Here is a 24,527-nt window from a genome sequence, read left to right on the forward strand (position 1 = left end):
TATAACGGGACGCCCCTGGAAAGCCAAACCCGGGCGGCTAAAGCCGCGAGCGGCGGGTGAAGTGCATGATCAGCGAGATGACCAGCAGCACCAGGAACACGAAGAAGAGAATCTGGGCAATGCTGGCGGCCGCTCCGGCGATTCCGCCAAAGCCAAAGAGCGCGGCGACAACCGCGACGACGAGAAAGATCAGGGCCCATGTCAACATGAGTGGTCTCCTTACATCCTGAATTCTTATGTTGTGTGGAGAACCCGTGGCAGAGGAATTGGTTGCGTCTGAAATTTATTGGGTATCCGCGTCTTGACCGGCGAGAGGGGACTGTTGGCTAGGGCGGCGAGGGGAACCGGGAACACCGGCTTTCCGGGCCTTGCCCTGGCATGCGCAGGGAGTCCTGGGGCGGAAGGCCCTGAAGGGCCTTTGTACAATCATGAGGGGTTTCTTCTTCGCGCGGGACTGACGGCCCCTCTTCTGGGGGTAACGAGAGCGTCGAAGGGAGGCCTCGCGGGCTGAGCAGGGAGGGCGTAAGGGAAACCCGATGCCAAAAATTGGAAGAACTCAAAAAATCCGTTCTCCGGTAAGCCTTGTGGCCGGATTTTTGTTTGATTCAAGAATTGGAATCCAGGTATCGGATAAGGGGAAATATCTTGATCGATGCGGTCTGTTTTGATAATCTTTACTTCTCTAAAGTAAAGAAGAGTCGCGGACTATTTTTCTTAACGCCTAATTTAGGCGTGAACGATGCTCTTTTTTTGATATTTTATCAATATTAGATAATTTAAATTTACTTAAAGATTAGTCATTCTTCTTTTATTTTTAAATAAAAAATATTGTTTTTATTGAAAAGATTAAATTATCGGTTTTTCCTCGGGGGGCATTATGGGTAAGGCGCTGGAAATAGACCTGGGCAATCGTCTCCAGGCTCTCGACATCGACGGGCCAACGCGGGAGATCTTGCGGGAGTGTCGGCCGATAATCGAGAAAATAATCGATGAGGCGGTTCTTGATAGTTACAACAAGATTCTCGCTTATCCCGAGGTTCGGGATGCCTATGCGGGCATGAAAATAGAGGATGCCTGCCAAGCGCAGCGTACGCATTGGATCGATGATGTTTTCGCCGGGACCTTCGCCGAGGAGCAGATTCGAAACGGCGTCGAGATATTTAGCAAACGCCAACGCCAGGGACTGTCTCTACGCTGGTACTTCTGCTTTTATAGCAACATTTTGCGCTGCATGATCGCGGCGGTCTATCCGCAGTACCGGCGTGACAAAGAGAAACTCCAACGCGTCATCGGCGCCCTGACCCGAACGGTGATGTTCGAGTTGGAAATCGCGTCCACCGCCTATATGCATTCGGCCCAAGAGCAAGTCGCGGTCGCTCTCAACGATGCCGCAGGGCAGTTCGAGCGGCAGGTGGCGGGCGTGGTCGAACAGGTCGCCTCGTCGATTGGGCATGTTTCGACGGCCTCGGGGTTATTGGCGGTCGTCGCCAATCAAACGGCGCGGGAATCCGATACCGCGGCCACGGCGGCATCGCAAACCAGCGAGAACATCGGCACCGTCGCCACGGCGACCGAGCAGTTGACCAGTTCGATTCAAGAGATTTCCAGCCAAGTGGGCAAGGCGGCGGCCATCACCGATTCGGCGGTCGAAGAGGCGCAGCGCACCAATGATCTGGTGCAAGGGCTGGCCGGGGCGGTGGGCAAGATCGGCGATGTCGTCCGCCTGATCAACGATATCGCGGCCCAGACCAACCTATTGGCGCTGAACGCCACGATCGAGGCGGCCCGCGCCGGCAATGCCGGCAAGGGCTTCGCCGTGGTGGCGGGAGAGGTGAAAAGCCTCGCCCGTCAGACCTCTCGGGCGACGGACGAGATTTCGGCGCAGATCTCCGCCGTGCAAAAGGCCACCCGCGACGCCGTCGCCGCGATCCAGAGCATCGGCGGCACCATCGTCACCATCAACCAGACCTCCACCGCCGTCGCCTCGGCCGTGGAGGAACAGCGGGCGGCGACCCGCGAGATCGCCCGCAGCGTCGACGAAGCCGCCCGGGGCGGCGCCCTGGTCACCAACACCATCGGGGAAGTCAGCGCCCTGGCCGGCAAGACCGACTCTACGATGCGCGATCTTTCAGGAACGGTAAGCACGCTGTCGGATCAGGCCACCGTGTTGTCCGAGCAAGTCGACCAGTTTCTTCGCAAAATCCGCAGCGCCTGAGTCGTGATCAGTGATGGTGGCCCAGTTCGCGCAGCAGGGCCCAGGGCGTGCGGCTATGGACGATGTCATCAAAGGCCACGGCATGCAGGCCGGCGGCCGCCGGCCCCTCGGCGTCGAAGCGGACCGTCCCCTCGGCTGGCGGCGTATTGGCGGCCTCGGCGGGATTGGTCGCGGCGGGGCGGCGCCCCCCGGCGCGGGTGATCGCCCCGGCGCCATTGGGGCCGGCGCTGATCAACGCCAGGGCGGCGCGGTCAAGGGCGGCCGGGCGGATCGTCGGGTCGGCGCCCAGCACCGGGATCGCGCCCTGCGCCGCGCTGTCGCCAAAGCGCGTCTCGTCCAGGCTCAGCGCCGTCGTCACCAGCGACAGGCTGGCGGCATAGGTTAGACGATTGCCCCAACCATCAATGGTATCAGTCGGCATCAATCCCAGGGGGGCCCAGGGCACGGTGCCAACGACGAACAGGGCGCGGCCGGGGGCGGCGGGCCCACAGGCGCCCCCGGCGCCCGGGGTCTGGGAGTTTTCCGCCTCGGCCGGGCAGGGCAGCGAGCCGGTGCGTTCCAGGTGGGCGAGCAGGGCCAGATCGACCCGCGCCATCCGCGCCAGGGTGGCTTGGCGGCGCGTCCCCTCGATCCAGGCGGGCAGCAGGCGAAGGCCGGCGGCCAGGACCAAGCCGATCAGGGCCAGCGCCAGGGCGATCTCGATCAGCGCGCCACCCTTGCGGGAGATCATCGGCCGCCGAGGGGGGATCAGCCGCAGGTCAGCCGCGCCACCCGCCCCAACGTATCAAGGTGCACGTTCAGCCGGTCGGGCCGGAAATCCTCGGTGGCGAAGGCGCCGGGAACCAGGATGCGATGGGGCTGCGGCAGGTCGGAGAGGCGCAGGAAGGGGCCGTCGGTGGGATCGGGGGTGCCGCTGGGCAGCAGCGGACCGCCGATCCGGTCTTCCAGGCTCGCCGCCCCGCAAGAGGTGGGGGAAGCGATGGGCAGCGATTCGGCCTCGACGGTGGGCGGTTGATGGGGGGGGCTGGAACAGGCCGCGAGAAGCAGGACAAAGCCGCCCAAGGGGGCGAGGGGTGCGAAAGCCAGGGGTGCGAAAGAACGACAGGTCATCAAAGGGTATCTCCCGATCGGCGCGATCCGCCATGGAGGCGGGCGATGGTGGAGGTGGTGGAAAAGCCCGCCTTGAGATCGGCGAGCAGAACCCGCCCGCCATTGGTCAGCACAACGTCGGAGCCGACGACCGTATCCACGGTATAATCGGCGCCCTTCACCAGAACATCGGGCAGCAAGGTGGTGATCAGGCCAAGGGGGGTGTCTTCGCCGAAGACCGCCACCAGATCGACATCGGCCAGCGAGGCCAGCACGATCGCCCGCGCCGTTTCGTCTTGCACCGGCCGGCTGTCGCCCTTCAGCCGGCGGACCGAGGCGTCGCTGTTAAGGCCGACCACCAGCCGGTCGCAGGCGGCGCGCGCCTGACGCAGCAAGGAGACGTGGCCGGGGTGGAGCAGATCGAAGCAGCCGTTGGTGAAGCCGATGCGCAGCCCGTGGCGGCGCCATTTATCGACCACCTCGCGGGCATCCTCGGCGCCGACGATTTTCGAATCGCGGGCGCTGACCTCTTCCTGGTGGACGGCGGCCATCAGATCGGCGGCGGGAACGGCGGCGGTGCCGACCCGGCCGACGACGATGCCGGCGGCCAGATTGGCCAGCCGGCAGGCGACGGCCAGCGGCGCCCCGCCGGCCAGGGCGGCGGCCAGGGTGGCGACCACAGTGTCACCGGCGCCCGAGACGTCATAGACCTCGCGGGCTTCGGCCGGCAGGTGGAGCACCGAGCCATCGGCGCCGACCAGGGTCATGCCGTCCTGGCTGCGGGTGGCGAGCACGGTATCGACGCCGCACCGGGCGATCACCTGGCGGCAGGCCGTCACCACTTCGTCGTCGGTGCCCGTGGGCAGGCCGGTGGCTTCGGCTAGTTCCTTGCGATTGGGGGTCAAAACGGTGGCGCCGCGATAGCGGGTGAAATCGCGGCCCTTGGGATCGACGATCACCGGCAGATTTTGCGTGCGGCCCATGGCGATCAGGCTGGCGGCCACCGGTCCGTCAAGAACGCCCTTGCCGTAATCCGACAGTACCAGGGCGCCAACGGTGGTGATCTGGCTGCGCACATCGCCAAGCAGGCGGTCGGCGTCATAGGGATCGAGCGGGGCGATGGTTTCATCGTCGGCGCGCAACAATTGCTGACTGCCGGCGAAGAAGCGGGTCTTGACGCTGGTCCGGCGGTTGGGCTGGATACCGATGAAGCTGTCGACCTTGTGTTCGTCGCCGAGCAGGCCGCCGATTTCGGCGCCGGCCCGATCCTCGCCGATCACCGCCATGAAGGCGCAGCGTCCGCCCAAAGCCACGATATTGCGCACGACATTGCCCGCCCCGCCCAGCATGGCGCGCTCGTCGCGCACCCGGACGATCGGGATCGGAGCCTCGGGCGAGATTCGTTCCACATCGCCCCGCACGAAACGGTCGAGCATGACGTCGCCGACGCACAGCACCCGGACCCGGGCGAGGGAGGCGACGATTTCGGCAAGGGCGGGGGTGGGGTCCATGGTGGGGTGCGGCTCCGAAAAACGTGGGGTGGCCCTGCTTAGCACCTTCCTGGGGCAGGGGTAAATCGACAGCGACGGCTTGGACCCCAACCCCGTGAAATAGCGCATGACGGGGCATTGGGTTGTGTGAAACAGTGCCTTGCGGGGGCGGCGCTCGGCGAGGCCGGCGTTTTTATGGGCGATACCCGGGCTGGCGCGAGGCACGGCGGGCCGGGGAGGATAGGCGGGTCAAAGAGCATGATTATGGCGCGATCGACAAAGCCTTCGGCAAGCGCCCTGCCGATGGGATGGCAGTGATGCCACAGTCGACAGTCGTATCCGGGGGCGCGAGGGCGATGATGGAGATGCTCGGGCGTCTCGAAGCCGCCCCAGCCGGCTATCAAGTCGCCGTCATCGCGCTTTCGCAGCTTCAGCCGGAATTCCGTCGCCCGCTTCTGGTCCGCCGGGCCACCGATCTGTTCGAACCGCTGGTCAAGGCGGTTGGCGGACCACGGGTCTATTTGCCTGACAGTCTGGATATCGTCGTGATCGGCAAAAACCTGTCGCGCGCCGGTGTCCGCCTTGCCGCCGAAGGGATCCGCACGCTGTTTGGCGCAGATCCCCTGGTTCGGGGCCGAACCGGGGGCGGGATCGATCGCTTCGCCCGCTGGTTCGACCTGGGGCGGGCCGATCACCACGGCGCCTTCAAGGCCCTGGCCGATGATATCGACCGGCGCTCGGCCGAACAGGCCCAGGCGACCGGCGCCTGGGACGGCCATGAGCAGCCGCTGACGCCCAAGCGCCTCGCCTTGCTGATCTCGGATATGGAAACCCTCGATGTGGCGCCGCTGCTCCAGCGCCAGCCGGTGATCCGCGTCACCAAGGCGCCAAGCGCCGAGATCGATTTCGAAGAGATTTTCATCTCGCTGTCGGCCCTGCGCAAACGGGTGGCCGAACACATCGATCTGCAAAGCGATCGCTGGTTGTTCCAGGATTTCAGCCGCTCGCTTGATCGTCACATCCTGCGCACCCTCAAGCCCCTGGCGACCTGCCGCGGCGCCGGGACGATCAGCGTCAATCTCAATCTGGAAACCCTGACCTCGGACACCTTCGAGGGGTTCGTCCAGGCCATGCCTTTGGAACAGCGCTTGATCGTCGAGGTTCAGGGGATCGATGTCTTCGCCGATATCGGCGCCTTCCTGCGGGCGCGCGATCGGTTGCGCAACCGGGGGCATCGCTTGTTGATCGACGGGCTGACGCCCCGAACCATGGAAACGGTCGATCTTGGCCAGCTTGACGCCGATTTTTACAAGCTTCAGTGGAATCCCGGCTTCATTCATGTCGTCGATGGCGACGAGGCCGCCGCGGCGCGCGGGTTGATCGGCGCCATCGGCGCGGCGAAACTGGTGTTGAGCCGGGTCGAGTCCGAACAGGCGATGACCTGGGGATTGCTCTGCGGGATTCGCCGCTTCCAGGGGTTTTTCGTTGATACCTTGCTGGGGGGGGCGATTCTCGGCGCCTGTCATGATCCGGGCCACTGCACCCTTAGCCGCTGCATCGCCACTCGACGGGGGGTGAGCGGCCTTTTGCGGGAACAATGCCGCGACAGGGCGGCGCTTGATCATACGGTGCGCATCGCCGGCCGGGCGAAAAGGATCGCCTCGTGAGCAGGGTCGGCGTGGGCGAACAGGGTCTGGAGGCCGGCGGCGAAGACATTTCGGCGCCGAAGACCGGGTTGCTGGGCGGCTTGCGCGGTCTGGCCGTTCTGGTGACGTGGTTGCGCGACACTTTGCGACAGCCTTTGGGGTATCGGCTGGCGCGGCTCCGCCCAAACGTACTGCGGCGGCGCTCGCCGGCCACACGGGCCGCCATCCATGATCTGGTCGCCGGTCTGGCCCGCGATCCCGAGATCAAGGCCTTCTTGCTGCCCGACGACGAGATTCTGGTGATCCACCATCAAACCGACGGCCCCCGCGTGCTGGCCGCGCTCAACGCCATCTGCGCCCTTGATCCGCGCGATCGGGCCTGCTCGGCGCCGCTGGAACTGGGGCGCGACAGCCCGTTGGTCGCCTGGAGTCAGATCACCACCGATGGAGAGGCCCTGCTGGCCTGGGCCGAACAGGCCTTGAGCGAGGCTTTGAGCAAGACCGGCCCGCTGGGGACCCCGGGCGGACCGGAGATCGGCCTTGACGCGCCGCTTTTGGCGAGCGGGGCGGGGGACAGGGGGACAAGCCGGGGGCGGCCGCTCACCCCTGAAGGGCTGGCCAAGCTGGAAAACGCTCTGGTTCTGGCCGATCTGTCCAACCAGGTGCGTCGGCAGCGGATGGTGATGATCGGCGATGACGGCGCGCTCACGCCGGTGATGACGGAGCTTTTCGTCGATATCGCCGAATTGCGCCAGACCATCGCCCCCCAGGTCGATCTGTTTTCCAACGCTTGGCTATTTCGACGCTTCACCGCGACGCTTGATCAACGCATGACCGCCTTCATCGGCGGCTATGTGGCGGCGGTGGAAACCCCCGCCGTCAGCCTCAACCTCAATGTCGCGACCTTGCTGGGGCCGGGCTTTGGTCCCTTGCGCGAGGTGTCGCGGCGGTTTCCGCAGATGACCCTGATCGTGGAACTGCGCCTTGATGACGTCATGGCCGATCTTCCGGCCTATCTGTTCGCCCGTGAATACCTCCACCACCTGGGCTTCAAGGTGCTGATCGATGGTTTGGGCCCCCAGGCCATGCTGTGGCTTGATCGCAAGCGGCTGGGGGCGGATTATCTCAAGGCGCAATGGTCGCACGACCTTGGGGCGATGGTCGATACCGCCGAAGGCGCCGCCCTGGCCGAGCGGATCCGGGCTTCGGGAAGCGCCAGGACCATCCTTTGCCGCTGCGACGACAGCCACGCCGTGGAGGTCGGGCGAAAGCTTGGCTGCGGGGTGTTCCAGGGGTTCTATCTTGATGATCTGCTGCGCGAGGGGCGCCCCCACGATGTCGGGGGACGACGGGAGGAGGGGGGATGACCCCGCGGGAACCACGGGCCATCGATGTCGAAAACCTGACCAAGATCTTTGATGATCGCAAACGCGGCCGGGTCACGGCGGTCGACGCCTTGAGCTTCGAGGTGCCCCAGGGCGCCACCGTCGGCCTGCTTGGTGGCAATGGCGCGGGCAAGACGACGACGCTGTCCATGTTGCTCGGCTTGCTGCTGCCAACGACCGGCCGGGTACGGGTGCTGGGGGTTGATATGGTGCGCGACCGCCACAAGGCCCTGGCCCGGATGAACTTCTCCAGCCCCTATGTCGATCTGCCCCACCGGTTGACGGTGCGCGAGAACCTGACCGTCTATGCCCATCTTTACGGTCTGTCGCGACCGGCCGCGCGCATCGCCGAACTGGCCAGGGATCTGGATGTGGCTGGGCTGCTGGAGCGGCCGGCGGGCAAGCTGTCGGCTGGCCAAAAGACCCGGGTCGCCCTGGCCAAGGCCCTGCTCAACGATCCCCTGGTGCTGATCCTTGACGAGCCCACGGCCTCGCTTGATCCCGATACCGGGGATTGGGTGCGCGGCTATCTGGAGGAGTGGCGGCGGCGGCGGGGCGCCACCGTGTTCCTGGCCAGCCATAACATGGCCGAGGTCGAACGGCTGTGCGAGGCGGTGCTGATCATGCGCGGCGGCCGGGTCCACGATCGCGGCACCCCGAACGATCTGGTCTCGCGCTATGGGCGGGTCAGCCTGGAAGAGGTTTTCCTCGATATCGCCCGCGCCGCCCCCGGCCCCGGCGGGTCCGAAGCCTCCGGGGGCGAGGCCGCGCAAAGGAGCCCGTCCGACCGATGAGTGTCTCGTCCCCCCTGCCGCCTCCCGGATCGCCCGTGGGCGCCGCCGATCGGGCCTTTTCCGGGCGGCGGGTTTTCGCCATCGTCCTGCGCCACTGGTATCTGATGCGCGGATCGTTGCCCCGTCTGCTGGAAATGGCCTATTGGCCGATCATTCAAGTGGTCACCTGGGGCTTCATCACCCAGTTCCTGATGGGGCAGTCCAGTCTGATCGCCCAGGCGGCCGGGATTTTCCTGGGGGCGGTGCTGCTGTGGGATGTGCTGTTCCGCGGCAATCTCGGCGTATCGCTGTCGTTCGTCGAGGAGATGTGGTCGCGCAATCTGGGCCAATTGTTCGTCAGCCCCTTGCGGCCCTATGAACTGGCGGCCTTGATGGTGATGAGCATCCTGCGCACCCTGGTCGGCGTGGTGCCGGCCAGCCTGCTGGCGATCGCCTTCTATGCCTTCAACATCTATGCCCTCGGGCTGCCGCTGCTGGCCTTTTTCGCCAATCTTCTGGTGATGGGGTGGGCCATCGGCCTGATCGTCTGCGCCTTTTTGCTGCGCTTTGGCATGGGGGCGGAAAGCATGGCCTGGGTGATGGTCTTCGCCTTCTGGCCGATCGCCGGCATCTATTATCCGATCGATGTCATGCCGCCCGTGCTCCAGGCCATCGCCTATGCCTTTCCCCCCGCCCATGTGTTCGAAGGCATGCGCCAGTTGATGATCGATGGCAGCTTTTCCATGGGCCATTTCTGGGCGGCCGTCGGCCTCAACGTCTTTTATCTGGGCGGGGCTTTGGGGTTGTTCCTCTGGGTCTTCCGCATCGCCCGCCGCCGGGGCCTGTTGCTCGATGTCGGGGAATAGGCCAAGGCCCTATTCTGTGGCCGGGTTTCGCCTGCTCAAGCGCAGCACCAGATAGCCGATGACGCCCGAGAGCAGGGACCCGCTCAGCACGCCCAAACGCACCTCGGTGCCAAAATCGGCGGCCAGCGGATCGCTGGTCTCGAAGGCCAGGGTGCCGATGAACAGGCTCATGGTGAAGCCGACCCCGGTGATCAGGGCCACGCCATACAGATCGCGCCAGCGCGCCCCCTGGGGCATCGGGGCAAGGCCGCTGCGGATCGCCAGCCAGGAAAACCCGAAGACGCCGATTTGTTTGCCAAGAAACAGCCCGAGCACGATGCCAAGGGGCACCGGGGCGAGCAGGGCCGAAGGGGGGAGGCCGGCCAGCGACACCCCGGCATTGGCGAAGGCGAAGAGGGGCAAGATGGCATAGGTGACCCAGGGGTGCAGGCCGTGTTCCAAGCGCTCCAACGGCTTGTCGGCGCTGGCGCTTTCATCGTCCGTCGCGCCCAAGGGAATGGTCAGGGCGAGAACGACGCCAGCCAGGGTGGCATGGACGCCCGATTTCAGCACGCAGACCCACAGCACGACCCCGATCAGCAGATAGGGCCACAGGCGGCGCTGACCCGACAGATTAAGGCCGATTAACAAGGCGAGGCATGCGGCAGCCAGCAGCAGGGCGAGCGGCGACAGGCTTGCCGTATAGAAGAACGCGATGATCAAAATAGCGCCGAGGTCGTCGATGATCGCCAGGGCGGTCAGGAAGATCTTGAGCGAGATCGGCACCCGTGGACCGAGCAGCGTCAGGATGCCAAGGGCGAAGGCGATGTCGGTGGCCGCCGGAATGGCCCAGCCGCGCAGGGCGAAGGCATCGCCCCAGGTCAGGCTGGCATAGATCAGGGCGGGCACCACCATGCCGCCCACGGCGGCGACGGCCGGCAGGGCGGCCAGACGCGGGGTCGATAATTCGCCCCCCCTCACCTCGCGTTTGATCTCCAGCCCGACCAGCAGGAAAAAGACCGCCATCAAGCCGTCGTTGATCCACAGCAGCAGGGGCTTTTCCAGCAGCCAGGGGCCATAGCCGATGACGAAGGGCGTTTGAAAGACCTGCTCATAGAGCGCCGCCGCCGGCGAATTGGCCGCGATCAGGGCAAGGACCGCCGCGCCGACCAGGATAACCCCGGCGGCGATATCAAGACGCAGAAAGGAAACGATGGCTTGCAAAGGCATGGGCGCTCCGTCGGGCCGGCGATAGGATGAACGGGGGCGGGGCGGAAGAGGTACCCGTCAAATAAGGTCCAAGGTGGGACGGGGCAAGCCGAAAGGGCGGTTAAGGGCACCCCTCGGGCCTTAGAACGCCGCCCGGGCTCGCCGGGCAGGGGCTGGGGCAGGGGGCGGCGGTCAGCGCCCCCAGGCGAAAGGTGCTGCCCTCGCCCGGTCGCGTCGCGCCCTGGCCGTCTTCGACCAGCAAGGGGGTCAAGATCAGTTCATCGAAGGTCTGTCCGCCAAAGCCGATGGCGGGAAAGCGCGCCTGGGATCCGTCCGCCGACTCGGCGCAGGCCCGCAAAGTCACCTCGCCGATCGTGGCGCCGGCGCGCCGCGCCTTCAGGCTCGCCCCCTCCAGCCAGGCCACGGCGCAGCCGCCGCTGTCATCGGCGGGGCCCAGGCAGGCCAGCCCCCAGGGATCATGGGCGCGGCGCCAGCCATAATCGACCCGACGCTCGGCCTCGAAGCCCGAGAGTGTTAGGGCGAGCCGGGCCCGGGGCAGGGTGTAGCGCACGATCAGACGGCGCGGCGTGCCATCGGCGTCGATGCCCAGGGCGCCGGCCTCGAAGGGATCGGACAGATCGCTGAGCGGCGGGGCGGTGGTGGTCACGCCCAGGCCACGATCGCCGCCGGCGCCGGGCGCATCGGCGGCCAGGGTGCCGCCCTCGCCGTGGATCTCCTGGCCGTCAAGGGCGAGGCGAGTGGCGCCGCTGTCTTGGGAGCCATCGGCCAGAGTCCGCCAGACGATCGGGGTTTGCGCGGCCAGGGCGTCGACGGTGGTTGGCAGGGCCAGCGCTCCGGCCGGGGCCGCTGGCGCCGGGGGACATCCCATCATCGTGCGCAAAAGCCCGCTTGCCACCCCCTGGCCGGTCGCCGCCGCGCCGACGATGACCAGGGCCGGGCGGTCGCGCAGGCGCAACGCCTCGGCCGGAAGCGGGCCGTCGCAGGCCAGGGCGGTGGGCAAGGTGGCGCCGGGGCTGACCTCATAGACCAGCCGTCCACCCCGGCCATCGCGCGCGGCGCTCAGTGGCAGGCCCAAATCGGCCCAGGGCAAAGCGCCCGAGGGGGCCGCGCAAGGTCCCGCCCGGCTGTCGGCGCGGCCATCGCCATCACCATCGGGGCAGGGCAGACGCTGGTGAACCCGGGCGAAAACCGCCAAGGACTCGATGGCGCGGCCGGGCAGAAGCCGGGCTTCCACGGCCTTGCGCTGCTGGCCGGCGGGGCCGCCCGCCAGCAAAAGCGCCCAGCCGGCCAGCCCGATCAGGGCGAGGGCGGCGGTCAGGTCCAGCAGGGCGAAGCCGGGGCGCGGCGGCGATCGTAAAAAGAAGCATTCTTTCCGCTTGGCGCGCGCGCGGCGATGGGGTAGGTTCCCCGTCCTTCCCGCGCGTCCGTAGCTCAGCTGGATAGAGCGTTGGCCTCCGGAGCCAAAGGTCAGGGGTTCGAATCCCTTCGGACGCGCCATTTTCCCCTCCCCCTCCCGCCCGGCCCTTGTGGCCAATGCGCCGCTCTCTTGCCAAAAGATAGCGGTGGGCTCGGTTTGGGGCGAGGAAAAGGCCCGTCTCTTGCGGGTTTGCGCCAGGGCGCCCCCGCTGGCGGGTTAGCTTAGCGAGGCGAGAAGGGCGTGGATATCGCCCAGACGGGCGCGCTGGCTTCTTACTTTTTCCTGGATGACTCCGACGGCCTGGACCGAGGTATCGATCATGCGACCGATGTCTTCAAAGGCCGCGACCACGCCTTGACCCTGGGCGCTGGCGCTGCTCATGACGGTGCCGGAGGCGTCGATGCGGCCGGTGATCTCGTTGGAGGTGCTGTGGGTTCGCGTCGAAAGCGTCCGAACCTCGCTGGCCACCACATTGAAGCCCGCCCCATGCTCGCCGGCGCGGGCGGCCTCAATGGCGGCGTTGAGGGCCAGAAGATTGGTTTGCTGGGCGATCTGCTGAATGCTGTTGACCAGGCCGCGAATCTGATCGGTGGCGCTGGCCATCTGCTCCAGGGTGGTCGCCAGATGAAGGATCTGGTCCTGGCCCGTGGCTGCGGCCTCGCGGGTCTGGCCGGCCTGACCGCTGGCGGCCTGGGCGGCATCGATCACCGAGTCGATGTCGCTTTCAATGCCCGCCAGGGCCTGACCGACCCGTGAGAGGATTTCCACCTTGTCGTTTTCCAGCCGGCGCTGGGTTTCCTCGGCCCGCATCACCGCATCGACGTTGATCAGCGATCCGCAGGCGCGCAAAGGATTTCCGGCGCGATCGCGCAGGCAGCCGCCGGTGGCGCGGAACCAGCGATAAGATCCGTTCCGAACCTTGCAGCGATAGGTCACGTCATAGCCGGTGCGGCCGCTGCGATCGGTCAAAAGCGCGCCGAAGGCGGCGAAGGTCGGGCCGACGTCGTCGGGATGCAGGCGGTCCGACCACGAACGGACCACGTCGGGAAACTCGGCCTCGCTTTCAAAACCCAGCAGGTGGCGAAACTCGGGCGACCACGTCCAGCGGCTTTGCGGGTGCATGGCGTCGCCGTTGTGGAGCACGGCATCCCACAGGCCAACGCCGGCGTGGTGGCTGAGAATGCGCATGCGTTCGGCCATGTCGGCCTGCTCGTGGACATCGGTCAGCGATCCGCAGGCGCGCAAAGGCTTGCCGGCGGCATCGCGCAGGCAGCCGCCGGTGGCGCGGAACCAGCGGTAGGCGCCATCGCGCATCTTCAGACGATAGGTCACGTCATAACCGGTGCGGCCGGTGGTGTCCGACAGCAGGGCGCCAAAGGCCTCGAAGGTCGAAGCGGCATCCTCGGGATGCAGGCGGTCGGCCCAGGAGCCGACGACATTGGGGAACTCCGTCTCGCTCTTGAAGCCGACCAGCCGGCGGAATTCGGCCGACCACGTCCAGCGGCTTTGGGCGTGAAGGGGATCGCCCTCGTGGATCACCGCATCCCACAATCCGACGCCGGCATTGCCGTCAAGAACCGCGTGGAGTTCGGCCAGATCGGCGCTATCGGCCTTGAGCCGGGCGAACTTCTGTTCAAGGCTGTGGGCGGCGGCGGCATCCTGGGGGCGCTTGGACTGGAAAAAATCGAACATGACGGGTCCTATCGGGGGAGGGGTGGGGCCCGCTTGAAGAAAACCTGCCGGCTTGAGGCGAGATATGGAGAAAATCCCCGGGGGTCACAATATAACCAACGGTAGGAGTGAGATACTTCGGGGGAAATAGGACCCCACCTATCCCCTTCCGTCGATCTTCGGCCGAAAGGGGATGAAGCTCGGCTTTGGGATCTTCGGTCAACCATGGTATCTTGAACTGTAGTCACCCTGCGGAAGGACCGGGGTATGAGCGACGACGAGCTTTTGTTCGCCGAGGAAGACCCCTCCGATAACGTCGGCGAGGGCATCGGTCGGGCGCCCTGGGTCATCCTGGTGGTCGATGATGACACCGAGGTTCATGCGCTTAGCCGACTGCTTTTGTCGGAGATCGAATTCAAGGGCCGGCGGGTCGCGATGTATTCGGCCTATTCGGCGGCGGAAGCCCGGGCCATGCTGGGGCGGATCGACGATGTGGCCGTCATCTTGCTTGATGTCGTGATGGAAACCGACGATGCCGGTTTGAAACTGGTGCGGACCATTCGCGAGACCATGAACAATCGCGATGTGCGGATCATTCTACGCACCGGACAGCCGGGACAGGCGCCCGAACGCGAGGTGATCGAGACCTATGACATCAACGACTACAAAAGCAAAACCGAGCTGACGGCGCAAAAACTGCACACCGCCCTGGTGGCGGCGCTGCGCGCCTATGACGACATCATGGCCCTGGTGCTGTCACGCCAGGGGTTGCGCAAGATCCTCGATGCCGCCGCCTCGCTGTATCGTCAGCGCTCGATGGAGTTGTTCGCCGCCGGGGTGCTGACCCAGATCAACGCCCTTCTTGGTGGCGACCGCGACGGCATCCTCTGCGTTCAGAGCCGCAAAGAGCAGGCGGACGAGGACGACCCGGCGGGGGCGATGGTGGTTCTGGCGGCGTCGGGGGCTTATGAGCGGTTGGTCGGCAAAAGGGTGGACGAGCTTCCCGAATCGCCCGTGATCAGTCTGATCCGCGAAGCCGCGGCAAGCCGGACCTCGCGCCATGGCTCCCATGCCTCGGCGCTTTACATGCCGACCGGCGATGGTCGCGAGACCGTGGTCTTTTTGCATGCCGCCGAACCGCTCAAGGCCCAGGATCGGGCGTTGATGCAGTTGTTTTGCGACAATATCTCGGCCGGCTTTGACACCGTTTGCGAGATCGACGACCTGAGGCGTGAAAACGTCCGGCTGCGCGCCCGGCTGGGCGAGGCCAAGGCTCCCTGACCCGGAGTGGGGCTTGGGCTCAATAGGTCGCCAGCCAGCGTTCCACCAGATCGCGCTCCAACGCCCGGGCGCGGCCCAGCCAGCCGCGGGCGGCGGCGATCGCCCGCCCGTCGTGGTGAAGATTGGCCTCGTCGAAGGTGCGGCGCTTGTCGAGGTCGTTGGCGAAGAACGAGAAGGCGAGCAAGTGTCCCGAGCGCGGCACGATATAACCGGCCAGCCCCCGCCCGTAATACACGGTTCCCGTCTTGGCCCAGACCGGCAGGCGGCCGTCGCGGGTTTCGGGCAGATCGCTGTCATCTTCCAGGCCCCAGCGCCGCGTTGGCAGCAATCCGGCGTAATCCAGGCCGCTGAAGGCGTGAAGCTGGGCGTAATCAAGGATCGCCGTCATCTGTTCGGGGGTCATTCGGCTGTCCATGGTCAGGCCTGAATGATTGGCCAGACGGAAAGTCGACCAATCGAGGCCGGGCAGGGTGGCGCGAAACAGCGCCGCCAGGGTTTCGGCGCTTTCGGTAGGCGCCAGCGCCCGGCCGGTGATCCGCCGGGTGGCGGTCATGCCGATCATCTCGGCGACCAGATTGTTGGAATGTTTGAGCGCCGCCGTCGCCACTTCGAACAGCGGCGGGCTTTCGCTTAAGCCGATCACCCGGGCGCGCGGCGGGGCGGCCCCGGGTTGGGGCGGCGGCAGGGTCACGCCGTCGCGTTGGGCAAGGGCGCGGGCGACCTGGGCGACATGGGCGCCCGGATGCTTGACCGGCAGCCACGTGGAGCCCGATCCCTTCCAGGTCGGGGCCAGCACCCAGGATTCCCCCGGCGTCTGGGGGGGATGGGCCATCGGCGCCAGACCGGCGGTGACAACGGGGGGCGGGGTGTCCTCATAGCGCAGGGCGCCGGCCTTGGTGCTCCAGGGCGGGTCCTGGGGGCCGGAGACGCGAAAGCGCACGCTGTCGACCGGCGGCACATCGAAGACTTCGCCCATGCGCGGGCCGCCCTTGGGATCCCAGGTCAGCATCACCCGGTTGAAATCCAGGGCCAAGGCGCCGAAGCCCGGGTTGTAGGCCAGATCGGCGGGCTGGCTGGGTTCGATCTCGGGGGCGCTGGCGATCAGGGTGTCATCATAGAGGAACCGCCCGTCGACCGCGCGGATGCCCGCCGTGCCCAGGCTATCGACCAGGGCGCTCAACCGCCGGCCATCGAGCACCGGATCGCCCCCGCCCACCAGATAAAGGTCGCCCTTGAGCACGCCGTCAACGACGCTGCCGGTGGAGACCAGCCGGGTTTCCCAGCGGTAGGAGGGGCCGAGAAGCTCGAGGGCGGCGACGGTCGTCGGCACTTTCGAGACCGAGGCCGGCAGGAACGGCTCCTGGGCGTTATGGGCGCTCAGCCAGCGGCCGGTTTGCAGATCGCGCACGGCGAAGCCGATTTGATGGGGGGCGAAGCCGTAATGGGCGATCAGTTCGGCGGTCGTCGCCGTCTTCGCCGGGCCGGCCGCCGCCGCCGCTTTCTTGGTGGCCTCGCGCGCCGCGGCCGGCTGGGCGATCGCCGCCGCCAGCAGGGTGACAAAAACCATCAGGCCGAAGCCAAAGCCTCGCCGGGCCCAAAAAGCCATTCGTATCGTCCTTCGTCGTGTCGTGAGGCCCGAAGCCTCGCACGCCGGCCGACGCTTCTCAAGGGCGCGCATCGGTTTTTCCGTCAACGGGCCTTGGTCCGGGGGGAGGCGGCTTGGCGTCGATGATCGTTTTGTGACCCCGCGCGCGGTGGCTGGCGGCGACGGGGTGCGCCGCTTATACCCGTGGCGGGGCCCGGTTTTCCAGGGGCCGTATCATGGGGAGAGGGACCCTTGCGCATCACCATCGTCACCGACGCCTGGCATCCCCAGCCCAATGGGGTGGTGCGGGTGGTCGATACCGTTCGCCAGCGCCTTGAGCATCGCGATCACGAGGTTCAACTTATCGAACCGGGGTTGTTTCGCTGCATGCCCTGTCCGACCTATCCCGAAATTCCCCTGGCCCTGCTGCCGGCCCGGCCCTTGCGCAAGATGATCGATGAATTCCGTCCCGAAGCCGTTCATATCGCCACGGAAGGTCCCTTGGGGCAGGCGGCGCGCAGCCTGTGCCTGAAGCGCGGTTGGCCCTTCACCACCGCTTATCACACCAAATTTCCCGAATACATCCACGCCCGCACCCACCTGCCGCTCGACTGGCTCTATACCTTCATGCGGCGCTTCCACGGGCCGTCGTCGGCGGTGCTCTGCCCCTCGCCCTCGGTGCGTCGGGAATTGGCCGGGCGGGGCTTCGCCAATGCCATCGAGTGGAGCCACGGCGTCGATACCGCGCTGTTCCGCCCCCAGCCCAAGGACTTCATCGACCTGCCCCGGCCGCTGTTTCTTTATGTCGGGCGGGTTACCGTCGACAAGAACCTGCCGGCCTTCCTTGATCTCGATCTGCCCGGCAGCAAGCTGGTGATCGGGTCGGGCCCCCAACGCGAGGGGCTGATGCGGCGCTATCCCAAGGCCCATTTCCACATCGCCTTCGGCGATCAGGAACTGTCGCGCTATTTCGCCGCCGCCGATTGCTTCGTCTTTCCCAGCCGCACCGACACCTTCGGTCTGGTGATGCTCGAAGCCCTGGCCTCGGGGGTGCCCGTCGCCGCCTTTCCGGTGACCGGACCGCGCGACGTGATCGGCGCCGCCCCCGTCGGCGTGCTCGACGAGGATCTGGCCCGGGCGGCCATGGGGGCCCTGACCCTCGATCCCCTCGCCTGTCGCGCCTATGCCGAGGGGTTTTCCTGGGAGCGGGTGGTTGATGAATTGCTCCACGCCCTGCGTCCTTTGCCCACCGCCGCCGCCCCCCTTGCCCAGGCGCGCATCGCCTAAAGGGTCGGCCGAGCGCGATTGCGCCCGCGGCCCTGCGCGGACCCTCTTGGGCTCGCGGAAAACTCGGCCTATGGTGGGATGGGTGTTTTGGATCCAAACCGCAGGAAAGGACTGACCATGCCCGAGGGTACCACGAGGATCGCCGCGCTCGACATCGTGCGTGAGGCCGGTCTGCTCAAGGACAAGGCCTATATCGACGGCGCCTGGGTCGGCGCCGACGACGGCGGTGATTTCCCCGTGCTCGATCCGGCGACCGGCCGTGAGATCGGCCGCGTTCCCAATATGGGCGCGGCTGAAACCCGCCGGGCCATCGATGCCGCCGCCGCCGCTTGGCCTGCCTGGCGGGCGCGCACCGCCAAGGATCGCGCCGCCGTCTTGCGCCGCTGGTACGGCCTGATCATGGACAACCAGGAAGCCCTGGCCGTGCTGATGACCGCCGAGCAGGGCAAGCCGCTGGGCGAGGCCCGGGGCGAAATCGCCTATGGCGCCAGCTTCGTTGAATGGTTCGCCGAAGAGGGCAAGCGGCTTTACGGCGAGGTCGTGCCCGCCCATGGCACCGACAAGCGCATCCTGACCCTGCGCGAGCCGATCGGCGTGGTCGCCGCCATCACCCCTTGGAACTTCCCCAGCGCCATGATCACCCGCAAGGTGGCCCCGGCCCTGGCGGCGGGCTGTCCGGTGGTGCTCAAGCCGGCCGAGGATACGCCGCTGTCGGCGCTGGCCCTGGTGGAACTGGCCGAGCGGGCCGGCCTGCCCAAGGGGCTGATCAATGTCGTGACCACCCATGAGGCCAAGGCGGTGGGCGGCGAGATGACCGCCAATCCGATCGTGCGCAAGCTGTCGTTCACCGGCTCGACCGAGGTCGGCAAGATCCTGATGGCCCAATGCGCCGGAACGGTGAAGAAGGTCTCGCTTGAACTGGGCGGCAATGCCCCGTTCATCGTTTTCGACGATGCCGATCTCGAGGCGGCGGTGGCCGGGGCGATCGCCTCGAAGTACCGCAACGCCGGGCAGACCTGCGTCTGCGCCAACCGGCTTTACGTCCAAGAGGGCATCTACGAGGCCTTCACCGAGAAGCTCAAGGCCAAGGTCGAAGCGATGCGCGTCGGCCCGGCGCTCGAGGGCGATGTTCAGCAGGGGCCGCTGATCAACAAGAAGGGCCTCGACAAGGTCGATGGGTTGGTTCGCGACGCCTTGGACAAAGGGGCGACGGCGGTTCTCGGCGGCAAGGTCCATGCCCTGGGCGGCACCTTCTATGAGCCGACGATCCTGACCGGGGTGACCGCCGCCATGCGGATGGCCACCGAGGAGATCTTCGGGCCGGTGGCGCCGCTCTATCGCTTCTCGACCGAGGCCGAGGCGATCGCTTTGGCCAATGCCACCCGGTTCGGTCTGGCCGCTTATTTCTATACCCGCGATATCGGTCGAGTCTGGCGGGTGGCCGAGGGGCTAGAATACGGCATCGTCGGCATCAACGAGGGGATCATCTCGACCGAATCGGCGCCCTTTGGCGGGGTCAAGGAATCGGGCATCGGCCGCGAAGGCTCGCGCCACGGCATCGATGACTTCGTCGAGATCAAATATCTGTGCATGGGCGGGATCTGAAAGCCCGTATTGACGGAAGGGTTGTCGCGGTGTTCCCCTGACTGAAAGGGGAGACCGCGATGACCGAGACAGCGATCACCGGCCAGACGACGGGGCCGGCCGAAGACGATAGCCACCCGCACCCCTTGCGCGCCGCCGCCCTGGTTTTTGGCGAGGGCGACGGCGCGGGCGATCTGCTGGAGGCCTTCGCCCGCCGGCTGATGGCCCAAGGGGTGCGGGTGGGCGGTCTGGTTCAACGGACCGAGAAGAAATGTGGCATGCGCTTTCTGGTCGATCTGGAAAGCGGGGCCCGTTTCCCGATTTCCCAGGATCTGGGCAAAGGCTCGGAGTCTTGCACCATTGATGCCGAGGGCATGGCCGAGGCCACGGCGGTGCTGCGCCGCGCCCTGGACGATCCCCCCGAGCTGCTAATCGTCAATAAGTTCGGCCGCCTGGAATGCGAGGGCGAAGGGCTGGCCGCCGAAGCCCTGGAGGCGATGGCCGGCGGTCTGGCGGTGCTGACCACCGTCGATCGCAAATATCTAGACGCCTTCGAAGCGGTGACCGGCGGTCTGGTCGCCCGGTTGGCCGTCGATGCCGAGGCCCTGGAGCGCTGGTGGCGCTCCTCGGGTTCGCCCGACCGACGGGCGGAGTGATCTAGGACGCTCTGGCTGTGGACGGCGCCCGAACCTTGCGATAGTCAGGATGAGGGGGGCGCGGCCTGCGGGCCGGTCTTGCCGACTCCCGTGGTTCCCTCGTTCGCCGGGATTTTCGATGACCGCCGCTCCCTCGCCTTCGGCGTCGCTTTCGCTGCGCGTCGCCCCCGCCGTCTTCGTTCTGTTGTGGAGCACTGGCTTTATCGGCGCCCGGCTGGTCTTGCCGCACGCCGAACCGCTGACGGTGCTCTGCCTGCGCTTCGCCGCCACCGTGGCCCTGCTTGGGCCGCTCTGTCTGGTTCTGAAGGCGCGCTGGCCGACCTCGCCGCATCAGCTCTTGCATGTGGCGGTGGCCGGGATCCTGGTTCACGCCCTGTATCTGGGCGGGGTTTTCGCCGCGATTTCCCTGGGGATGCCCGCCGGCTTGACCGCCCTGGTCGTCGGGATTCAGCCGCTGCTGACCGCCGCCCTGGCCGGGCCGGTTCTTGGCGAGAAAACGACGGCGCGTCAGGGCCTGGGGCTGGTGCTCGGTCTGGCCGGGGTGGCCGCCGTTCTGGGCGACAAGCTGGCGCCCCAGGCCGGAACCCTGTTCGACGGCTTCGGCGCGGCGGCGATGATCTGCGCCCTGGCCGCGCTGTGCGGCATCACCTTTGGCACGCTTTATCAAAAGCGCTTCTGCCAGGGGGTGGATCTGACCAGCGGATCGCTGATCCAGTTCATCGTGTCGGGGGTGGTTCTGCTGCCCTTCGCCTATACCTTCGAAACCATGCGCGTCGACTGGACGGCTGAATTCATCTTCGGTCTGGCTTGGCTGGTGGTCGGGCTGTCGGTGGGGGCGGTCACCTTGCTGCTGGCGATGATCCGCCATGGCGCCGCCGGTCGGGTGGCCAGCCTGTTCTATCTGGTGCCGCCGACGACGGCCTTGATGGCCTGGGGGCTGTTTGACGAGCGTCTCGGTCCCCTGGCCCTGGCCGGGATGGCGGTGACGGTGGCCGGAGTTGCCCTGGTGGTGGCGCCGCGACGCCAGACCTTGGCCCAACGGTGAGGCCAAGGCGCCATTTCCCGGCGTGTGATGGTTGTTTCAAGGGGCTTTCCTTCCGAAATACTGTCTAGTTCGGTCGACGGCGGCGCGCGAAAGGCGCCCTATGGGCGAACGGAATCAGACCATCGGCCAAAGGCAAGGGGCTCCGCCGCCGATGACGGGCAAAGGGGAGGTCGCTGGTGAACAAGCCGATGACGCGGCGGGGGCTTTTCGCCCTGGTGCCGCAGGTGCTGGGGATGGCCGTCGGCATGGCGGGCATGGTCGCCCCGGCCGTGGTCCGGCCGTCCAAGGCCCAGGAATTGCGGTTCCTGCGCATCGGCACCGGGCGGACCAGCGGCGCCTATTTCCCGGTCGGCGGGTTGATCGCCAGCTTGATTTCCAATCCCCCGGGGTCGCGGCCCTGTGAAAAAGGCGGCTCGTGCGGGGTGCCCGGCCTGATCGCCGTCGCCCAGTCAACGGGCGGATCGGTCGATAACATCGTCGGCCTGCAGTCGGGGCAGCTCGATCTGGCCATTTGTCAGGCCGATGTCGCCTATGACGCTTATAGCCGCACCGATGCCAAGGGCGTGCCCGATTTCGCCGAGCTGCGGGCGGTGGCCAGCCTCTATAAGGAAAGCCTGCATCTGGTGGCCCGCGTCGATTCGGGCATTTCCACCCTGGCCGACCTCCGGGGCAAGCGCGTCGGCTTGGGCGACCCGGCTTCGGGAACCCTGGTTAGCGTGCGCTTGTTGCTGTCCGCCCTGGGGCTTGGCGAAAAGGCGGTGAAGGCCGATTACGATCCGCCCTCGGCCGCCGCCGACAAAGTGGCCGATGGTCGCCTTGACGCCTTCTTCTTTTTCGGCGGCGAGCCGGTCGCCCTGATCACTTCCCTGCGCGAACGCGCCGAGGTGACGGTGGTGCCGGTCGACGGGCCGGCGGTCGAGGATCTGGCGGCGCGTTCGCCGTTCCTGACCCTGGGGCTGATCCGCCAACAGGCCTATGACAACCCCCTGCCGATCGTCACCTTGCAGGTGGCGGCGGTTCTGGTGACCCGCGCCGATATGGACGATGCTTTGATCGAGGCGATCACGGCCGCCCTGTGGCATCGCCAGACGAAGATCCTGTTCGAAAAGGGGCCGCCGCAAATCACCCAGGCGACCCTTGGCCAAGCGGTGCAAGGGATCGCCGTTCCCCTCCATCCCGGGGCCATGCGCTATTATCGGAAAGAAGGCATCATCGACCGGCCTGGTCCGATGCAGCCCTGATCTTTTTTGCGGAGTTTTTCCCGTCTTGCTCGATACCCTGATCCTGGCCGCCGCGGGCGGCGCCCCCATTCCCCTTCATCCCGTGACCAAGGCTGGCTGCAAGGCTTGGTTGTCGGGGCTTGATGCCACGGCCCGGCGGTGGGCCGAGGGGCAAGGCTTCGACGCGGCGCAAGGGACGGTGCTGTCCCTGCCCGCCGCCGATGGCGCCATCGCCGCCGCCGCCGTGGGCCTGGGCGAGGGGGATGACCCTTACGCCTTCTCGTCGGCCGCGAGCGCCCTGCCGCCCGGCGATTATCAGTTGGAAACCGCTTCTCTGCCCGCCGGTTGGGCGGCGGAGGCCGCCCTGGCCTGGGCCCTCGGCACCTATCGCTTCGGCCGCTATCGTCCGACTCTCGCCGAAGGTCCGCGCCCCCGGCTGGTCTGGCCGGTCGGCGCCGATCGCGCGCGGGTGGAACGGCTGATCACGGCGATCGGTCTGGTGCGCGATCTGGTCAATACCCCCGCCGAGGATATGGGGCCGGCCGAACTGGCCAAGGCGGCGGGCGACCTTGCCGCCGCCCATGGCGCCACGCTCTCCGTCCTCGTCGGCGAGGAGTTGCGAACGGCCAATTATCCCCTGATCCATGCCGTCGGCCGGGCCAGCAGCCGGGCGCCCCGGCTGATCGATCTGACCTGGGGCGATCCCGGCCACCCCGGCGTGACCCTGGTCGGCAAGGGCGTGTGCTTTGACAGCGGCGGCCTTGATCTCAAACCCTCGGCCGGCATGCGGCTGATGAAAAAGGATATGGGCGGCGCCGCCCATGTTCTGGGGCTGGCCGCCCTGATCATGGGCCAGAAGTTGCCGGTACGCCTGAGGGTGCTGATCCCGGCGGTGGATAATGCGGTGGCCGGCAACGCCTTTCGCCCCGGCGATATCCTGACCGCGCGCAATGGGTTGAGCGTCGAGATCGGCAATACGGATGCCGAGGGCCGCTTGGTTCTGGCCGATGCCCTGGCCGAGGCCTGCGCCGGCGCGCCCGATCTGCTGATCGATTGCGCCACCCTGACCGGGGCGGCCCGCGTTGCCCTGGGGCCGGATCTACCGGCGCTTTTTTGCGATGACGACGCCTTGGTCGAGGACCTGCTGGCCCAGACCCGCATCACCCGCGATCCGCTGTGGCGGATGCCGTTATGGGCGCCCTATCGGCGGATGCTCGACAGCAAGGTCGCCGATCTGACCAACGCGCCCGATGGATCCTTCGCCGGAGCGATCACGGCGGCGCTGTTCCTCAAGGCTTTCGTCGATCCCGAGGTGCGCTGGCTTCATCTTGACCTCTTCGCCTGGCAACCCGCCGCCCGGCCCGGACGGCCCGAAGGCGGCGCCGCCCAGGGCCTGCGCGCCCTGATGGGACTGATCGAGACGCGGTTCGGCCGGTAGAGAAAAGAATCTTTCGCGCCAAAAGCGTGTTTTCAAGTAAAGAAAAGGCTTTGATGTAAATGCAATTGTTTTGGTGCGGTGCGCGGAAGGCTGGGCATGGCTTTTTCCGGGTATCGCGCCAAAATTCCAACCCTATCTGAGCAATCAGGGCTAGATCATAATAAGCCTATTCAAGGCGTGGCGCGGGATGTATAGCCTCGGGGAGTCCACCCTTGCGGTATCCCTTGAAAGAGACCATAATCGTTTTTATATAGAAACAATAATAATCGGATCTTGTCATGCCTGTTGTTCTGAACCCGGTAGAAGCGCTTGATTTATGGCGCGGGTCCATCCTTGAAAGCGTGCGTCGGGACGCCCCCGATCTTTCGGCGCGGCAGATGGCCTTGCTGCTCACCGTTTATCTGACGCCGCAGCCCCATACGGTGCGCGGTCTGGCCGGGCTGCTCAATGTGTCCAAGCCGGCGATCACCCGCGCCGTCGACCGGCTCAGCGATTACGGCTTGGTCAAACGTAAGACCGACGAGGCCGACCGCCGGTCGGTGCTGATTCAGCGCACGGTCAAGGGCAGCGTGTTCTTGCGCGAATTCGGCGACATCATCGTTTCGGCCGGTCGCAACACCAAGTCCGAATAGCGGGTTAAGCCGACAGGGCCTGCCAACAGCGCGATCCG

At 66.3% G+C, this 24,527-nt stretch carries 21 protein-coding genes and 1 tRNA gene; 14 read left to right on the forward strand and 8 right to left on the reverse strand.

The features are described 5' to 3' along the window. Positions 1–37: 37 nt before the first annotated feature. On the reverse strand, positions 38–208 hold the full coding sequence (locus tag RRU_RS00605; RefSeq protein WP_011387880.1) for a DUF1328 family protein: 171 nt from the start codon (positions 206–208) through the stop codon (positions 38–40). Positions 209–877: 669 nt separating this feature from the next. Here RRU_RS00605 and RRU_RS00610 point away from each other — a divergent pair. Next, positions 878–2,215 (forward strand): globin-coupled sensor protein, encoded by a 1,338-nt coding sequence (locus tag RRU_RS00610; protein ID WP_011387881.1) that lies wholly within the window; start codon positions 878–880, stop codon positions 2,213–2,215. Positions 2,216–2,222: 7 nt separating this feature from the next. On the opposite strand, the gene RRU_RS00615 is transcribed toward RRU_RS00610, so the two are convergent. Genes RRU_RS00615 through rfaE1 form a run of 3 tightly spaced genes read right to left on the reverse strand, consistent with a single transcriptional unit; the run spans position 2,223 to position 4,815 of the window. Further along, positions 2,223–2,945: a hypothetical protein gene (locus RRU_RS00615; RefSeq protein WP_011387882.1), complete on the reverse strand. Its 723-nt coding sequence runs from the start codon at positions 2,943–2,945 to the stop codon at positions 2,223–2,225. A 17-nt stretch (positions 2,946–2,962) separates the two neighbouring features. Continuing rightward, positions 2,963–3,325: an I78 family peptidase inhibitor gene (locus tag RRU_RS00620; RefSeq protein ID WP_011387883.1), complete on the reverse strand. Its 363-nt coding sequence runs from the start codon at positions 3,323–3,325 to the stop codon at positions 2,963–2,965. Beyond that, complete coding sequence (gene rfaE1 / locus RRU_RS00625) at positions 3,325–4,815, reverse strand: D-glycero-beta-D-manno-heptose-7-phosphate kinase (RefSeq protein ID WP_011387884.1); 1,491 nt, start codon at positions 4,813–4,815, stop codon at positions 3,325–3,327. The genes RRU_RS00620 and rfaE1 overlap by 1 nt, the downstream gene beginning before the upstream one ends. 296 nt (positions 4,816–5,111) lie before the next feature. On the opposite strand from rfaE1, the gene RRU_RS00630 reads away from it, so the two are divergent. The 4 genes from RRU_RS00630 to RRU_RS00645 are packed head-to-tail and all read left to right on the forward strand — an operon-like array spanning position 5,112 to position 9,464. Further along, entirely contained in the window at positions 5,112–6,461 is a 1,350-nt protein-coding gene (locus RRU_RS00630; protein ID WP_011387885.1) for an EAL domain-containing protein, read from the forward strand. Beyond that, on the forward strand, positions 6,458–7,807 hold the full coding sequence (locus RRU_RS00635) for a diguanylate phosphodiesterase (RefSeq protein WP_011387886.1): 1,350 nt from the start codon (positions 6,458–6,460) through the stop codon (positions 7,805–7,807). The genes RRU_RS00630 and RRU_RS00635 overlap by 4 nt, the downstream gene beginning before the upstream one ends. Then, positions 7,804–8,619 carry an ABC transporter ATP-binding protein gene (locus tag RRU_RS00640; RefSeq protein ID WP_011387887.1) on the forward strand — a complete coding sequence of 272 codons (816 nt, stop codon included), beginning with the start codon at positions 7,804–7,806 and terminating at the stop codon, positions 8,617–8,619. The genes RRU_RS00635 and RRU_RS00640 overlap by 4 nt, the downstream gene beginning before the upstream one ends. Further along, positions 8,616–9,464, forward strand: a complete 849-nt coding sequence (locus RRU_RS00645; RefSeq protein ID WP_011387888.1) for an ABC transporter permease — start codon at positions 8,616–8,618, stop codon at positions 9,462–9,464. The genes RRU_RS00640 and RRU_RS00645 overlap by 4 nt, the downstream gene beginning before the upstream one ends. A 9-nt stretch (positions 9,465–9,473) precedes the next feature. On the opposite strand, the gene nhaA is transcribed toward RRU_RS00645, so the two are convergent. Together nhaA and RRU_RS00655 are read right to left on the reverse strand one after the other, a co-directional pair. After that, entirely contained in the window at positions 9,474–10,673 is a 1,200-nt protein-coding gene (nhaA, locus tag RRU_RS00650; protein ID WP_011387889.1) for a Na+/H+ antiporter NhaA, read from the reverse strand. A 100-nt stretch (positions 10,674–10,773) separates the two neighbouring features. Then, positions 10,774–11,946, reverse strand: coding sequence for a hypothetical protein (locus RRU_RS00655; protein ID WP_162470591.1), 1,173 nt, complete (start codon positions 11,944–11,946; stop codon positions 10,774–10,776). Between the two features lie 147 nt (positions 11,947–12,093). On the opposite strand from RRU_RS00655, the gene RRU_RS00660 reads away from it, so the two are divergent. Beyond that, positions 12,094–12,170: transfer RNA gene (locus RRU_RS00660), tRNA-Arg, on the forward strand. 136 nt (positions 12,171–12,306) lie between these two features. On the opposite strand, the gene RRU_RS20110 is transcribed toward RRU_RS00660, so the two are convergent. Then, a complete protein-coding gene (locus RRU_RS20110) occupies positions 12,307–13,782 on the reverse strand; it encodes a methyl-accepting chemotaxis protein (RefSeq protein WP_011387891.1) in 1,476 nt (491 codons plus the stop codon). A 246-nt stretch (positions 13,783–14,028) separates the two neighbouring features. Between RRU_RS20110 and RRU_RS00670 the strand changes: the two genes are divergently transcribed. Next, positions 14,029–15,042, forward strand: a complete 1,014-nt coding sequence (locus RRU_RS00670; protein ID WP_011387892.1) for a DUF3369 domain-containing protein — start codon at positions 14,029–14,031, stop codon at positions 15,040–15,042. 19 nt (positions 15,043–15,061) lie between these two features. On the opposite strand, the gene RRU_RS00675 is transcribed toward RRU_RS00670, so the two are convergent. Next, positions 15,062–16,648: a D-alanyl-D-alanine carboxypeptidase/D-alanyl-D-alanine-endopeptidase gene (locus RRU_RS00675; protein WP_011387893.1), complete on the reverse strand. Its 1,587-nt coding sequence runs from the start codon at positions 16,646–16,648 to the stop codon at positions 15,062–15,064. A gap of 231 nt (positions 16,649–16,879) precedes the next feature. Here RRU_RS00675 and RRU_RS00680 point away from each other — a divergent pair, with 231 nt between their 5' ends. The 7 genes from RRU_RS00680 to RRU_RS00710 all read left to right on the forward strand — a co-directional run bounded on the left by RRU_RS00680 (position 16,880) and on the right by RRU_RS00710 (position 24,489). Further along, positions 16,880–17,914, forward strand: coding sequence for a glycosyltransferase family 4 protein (locus RRU_RS00680; RefSeq protein WP_011387894.1), 1,035 nt, complete (start codon positions 16,880–16,882; stop codon positions 17,912–17,914). A gap of 117 nt (positions 17,915–18,031) precedes the next feature. Further along, positions 18,032–19,519 carry an NAD-dependent succinate-semialdehyde dehydrogenase gene (locus RRU_RS00685; RefSeq protein ID WP_011387895.1) on the forward strand — a complete coding sequence of 496 codons (1,488 nt, stop codon included), beginning with the start codon at positions 18,032–18,034 and terminating at the stop codon, positions 19,517–19,519. Between the two features lie 59 nt (positions 19,520–19,578). Then, the gene (locus RRU_RS00690; protein WP_011387896.1) at positions 19,579–20,154 is read left to right on the forward strand and encodes a DUF2478 domain-containing protein; all 576 of its coding nucleotides are present in this window, start codon (positions 19,579–19,581) and stop codon (positions 20,152–20,154) included. A 118-nt stretch (positions 20,155–20,272) separates the two neighbouring features. Then, on the forward strand, positions 20,273–21,199 hold the full coding sequence (locus RRU_RS00695; protein WP_011387897.1) for a DMT family transporter: 927 nt from the start codon (positions 20,273–20,275) through the stop codon (positions 21,197–21,199). A 176-nt stretch (positions 21,200–21,375) separates the two neighbouring features. After that, positions 21,376–22,440, forward strand: coding sequence for a TAXI family TRAP transporter solute-binding subunit (locus RRU_RS00700; RefSeq protein ID WP_014625873.1), 1,065 nt, complete (start codon positions 21,376–21,378; stop codon positions 22,438–22,440). Positions 22,441–22,465: 25 nt separating this feature from the next. Beyond that, a complete protein-coding gene (locus tag RRU_RS00705) occupies positions 22,466–23,857 on the forward strand; it encodes a leucyl aminopeptidase family protein (RefSeq protein ID WP_011387899.1) in 1,392 nt (463 codons plus the stop codon). Between the two features lie 278 nt (positions 23,858–24,135). Further along, positions 24,136–24,489, forward strand: coding sequence for a MarR family transcriptional regulator (locus tag RRU_RS00710; RefSeq protein ID WP_011387900.1), 354 nt, complete (start codon positions 24,136–24,138; stop codon positions 24,487–24,489). Positions 24,490–24,527: the final 38 nt, after the last annotated feature.

Source organism: Rhodospirillum rubrum ATCC 11170 (genome assembly GCF_000013085.1).
In the GTDB taxonomy this organism is placed as follows: Bacteria; Pseudomonadota; Alphaproteobacteria; order Rhodospirillales; family Rhodospirillaceae; genus Rhodospirillum; species Rhodospirillum rubrum.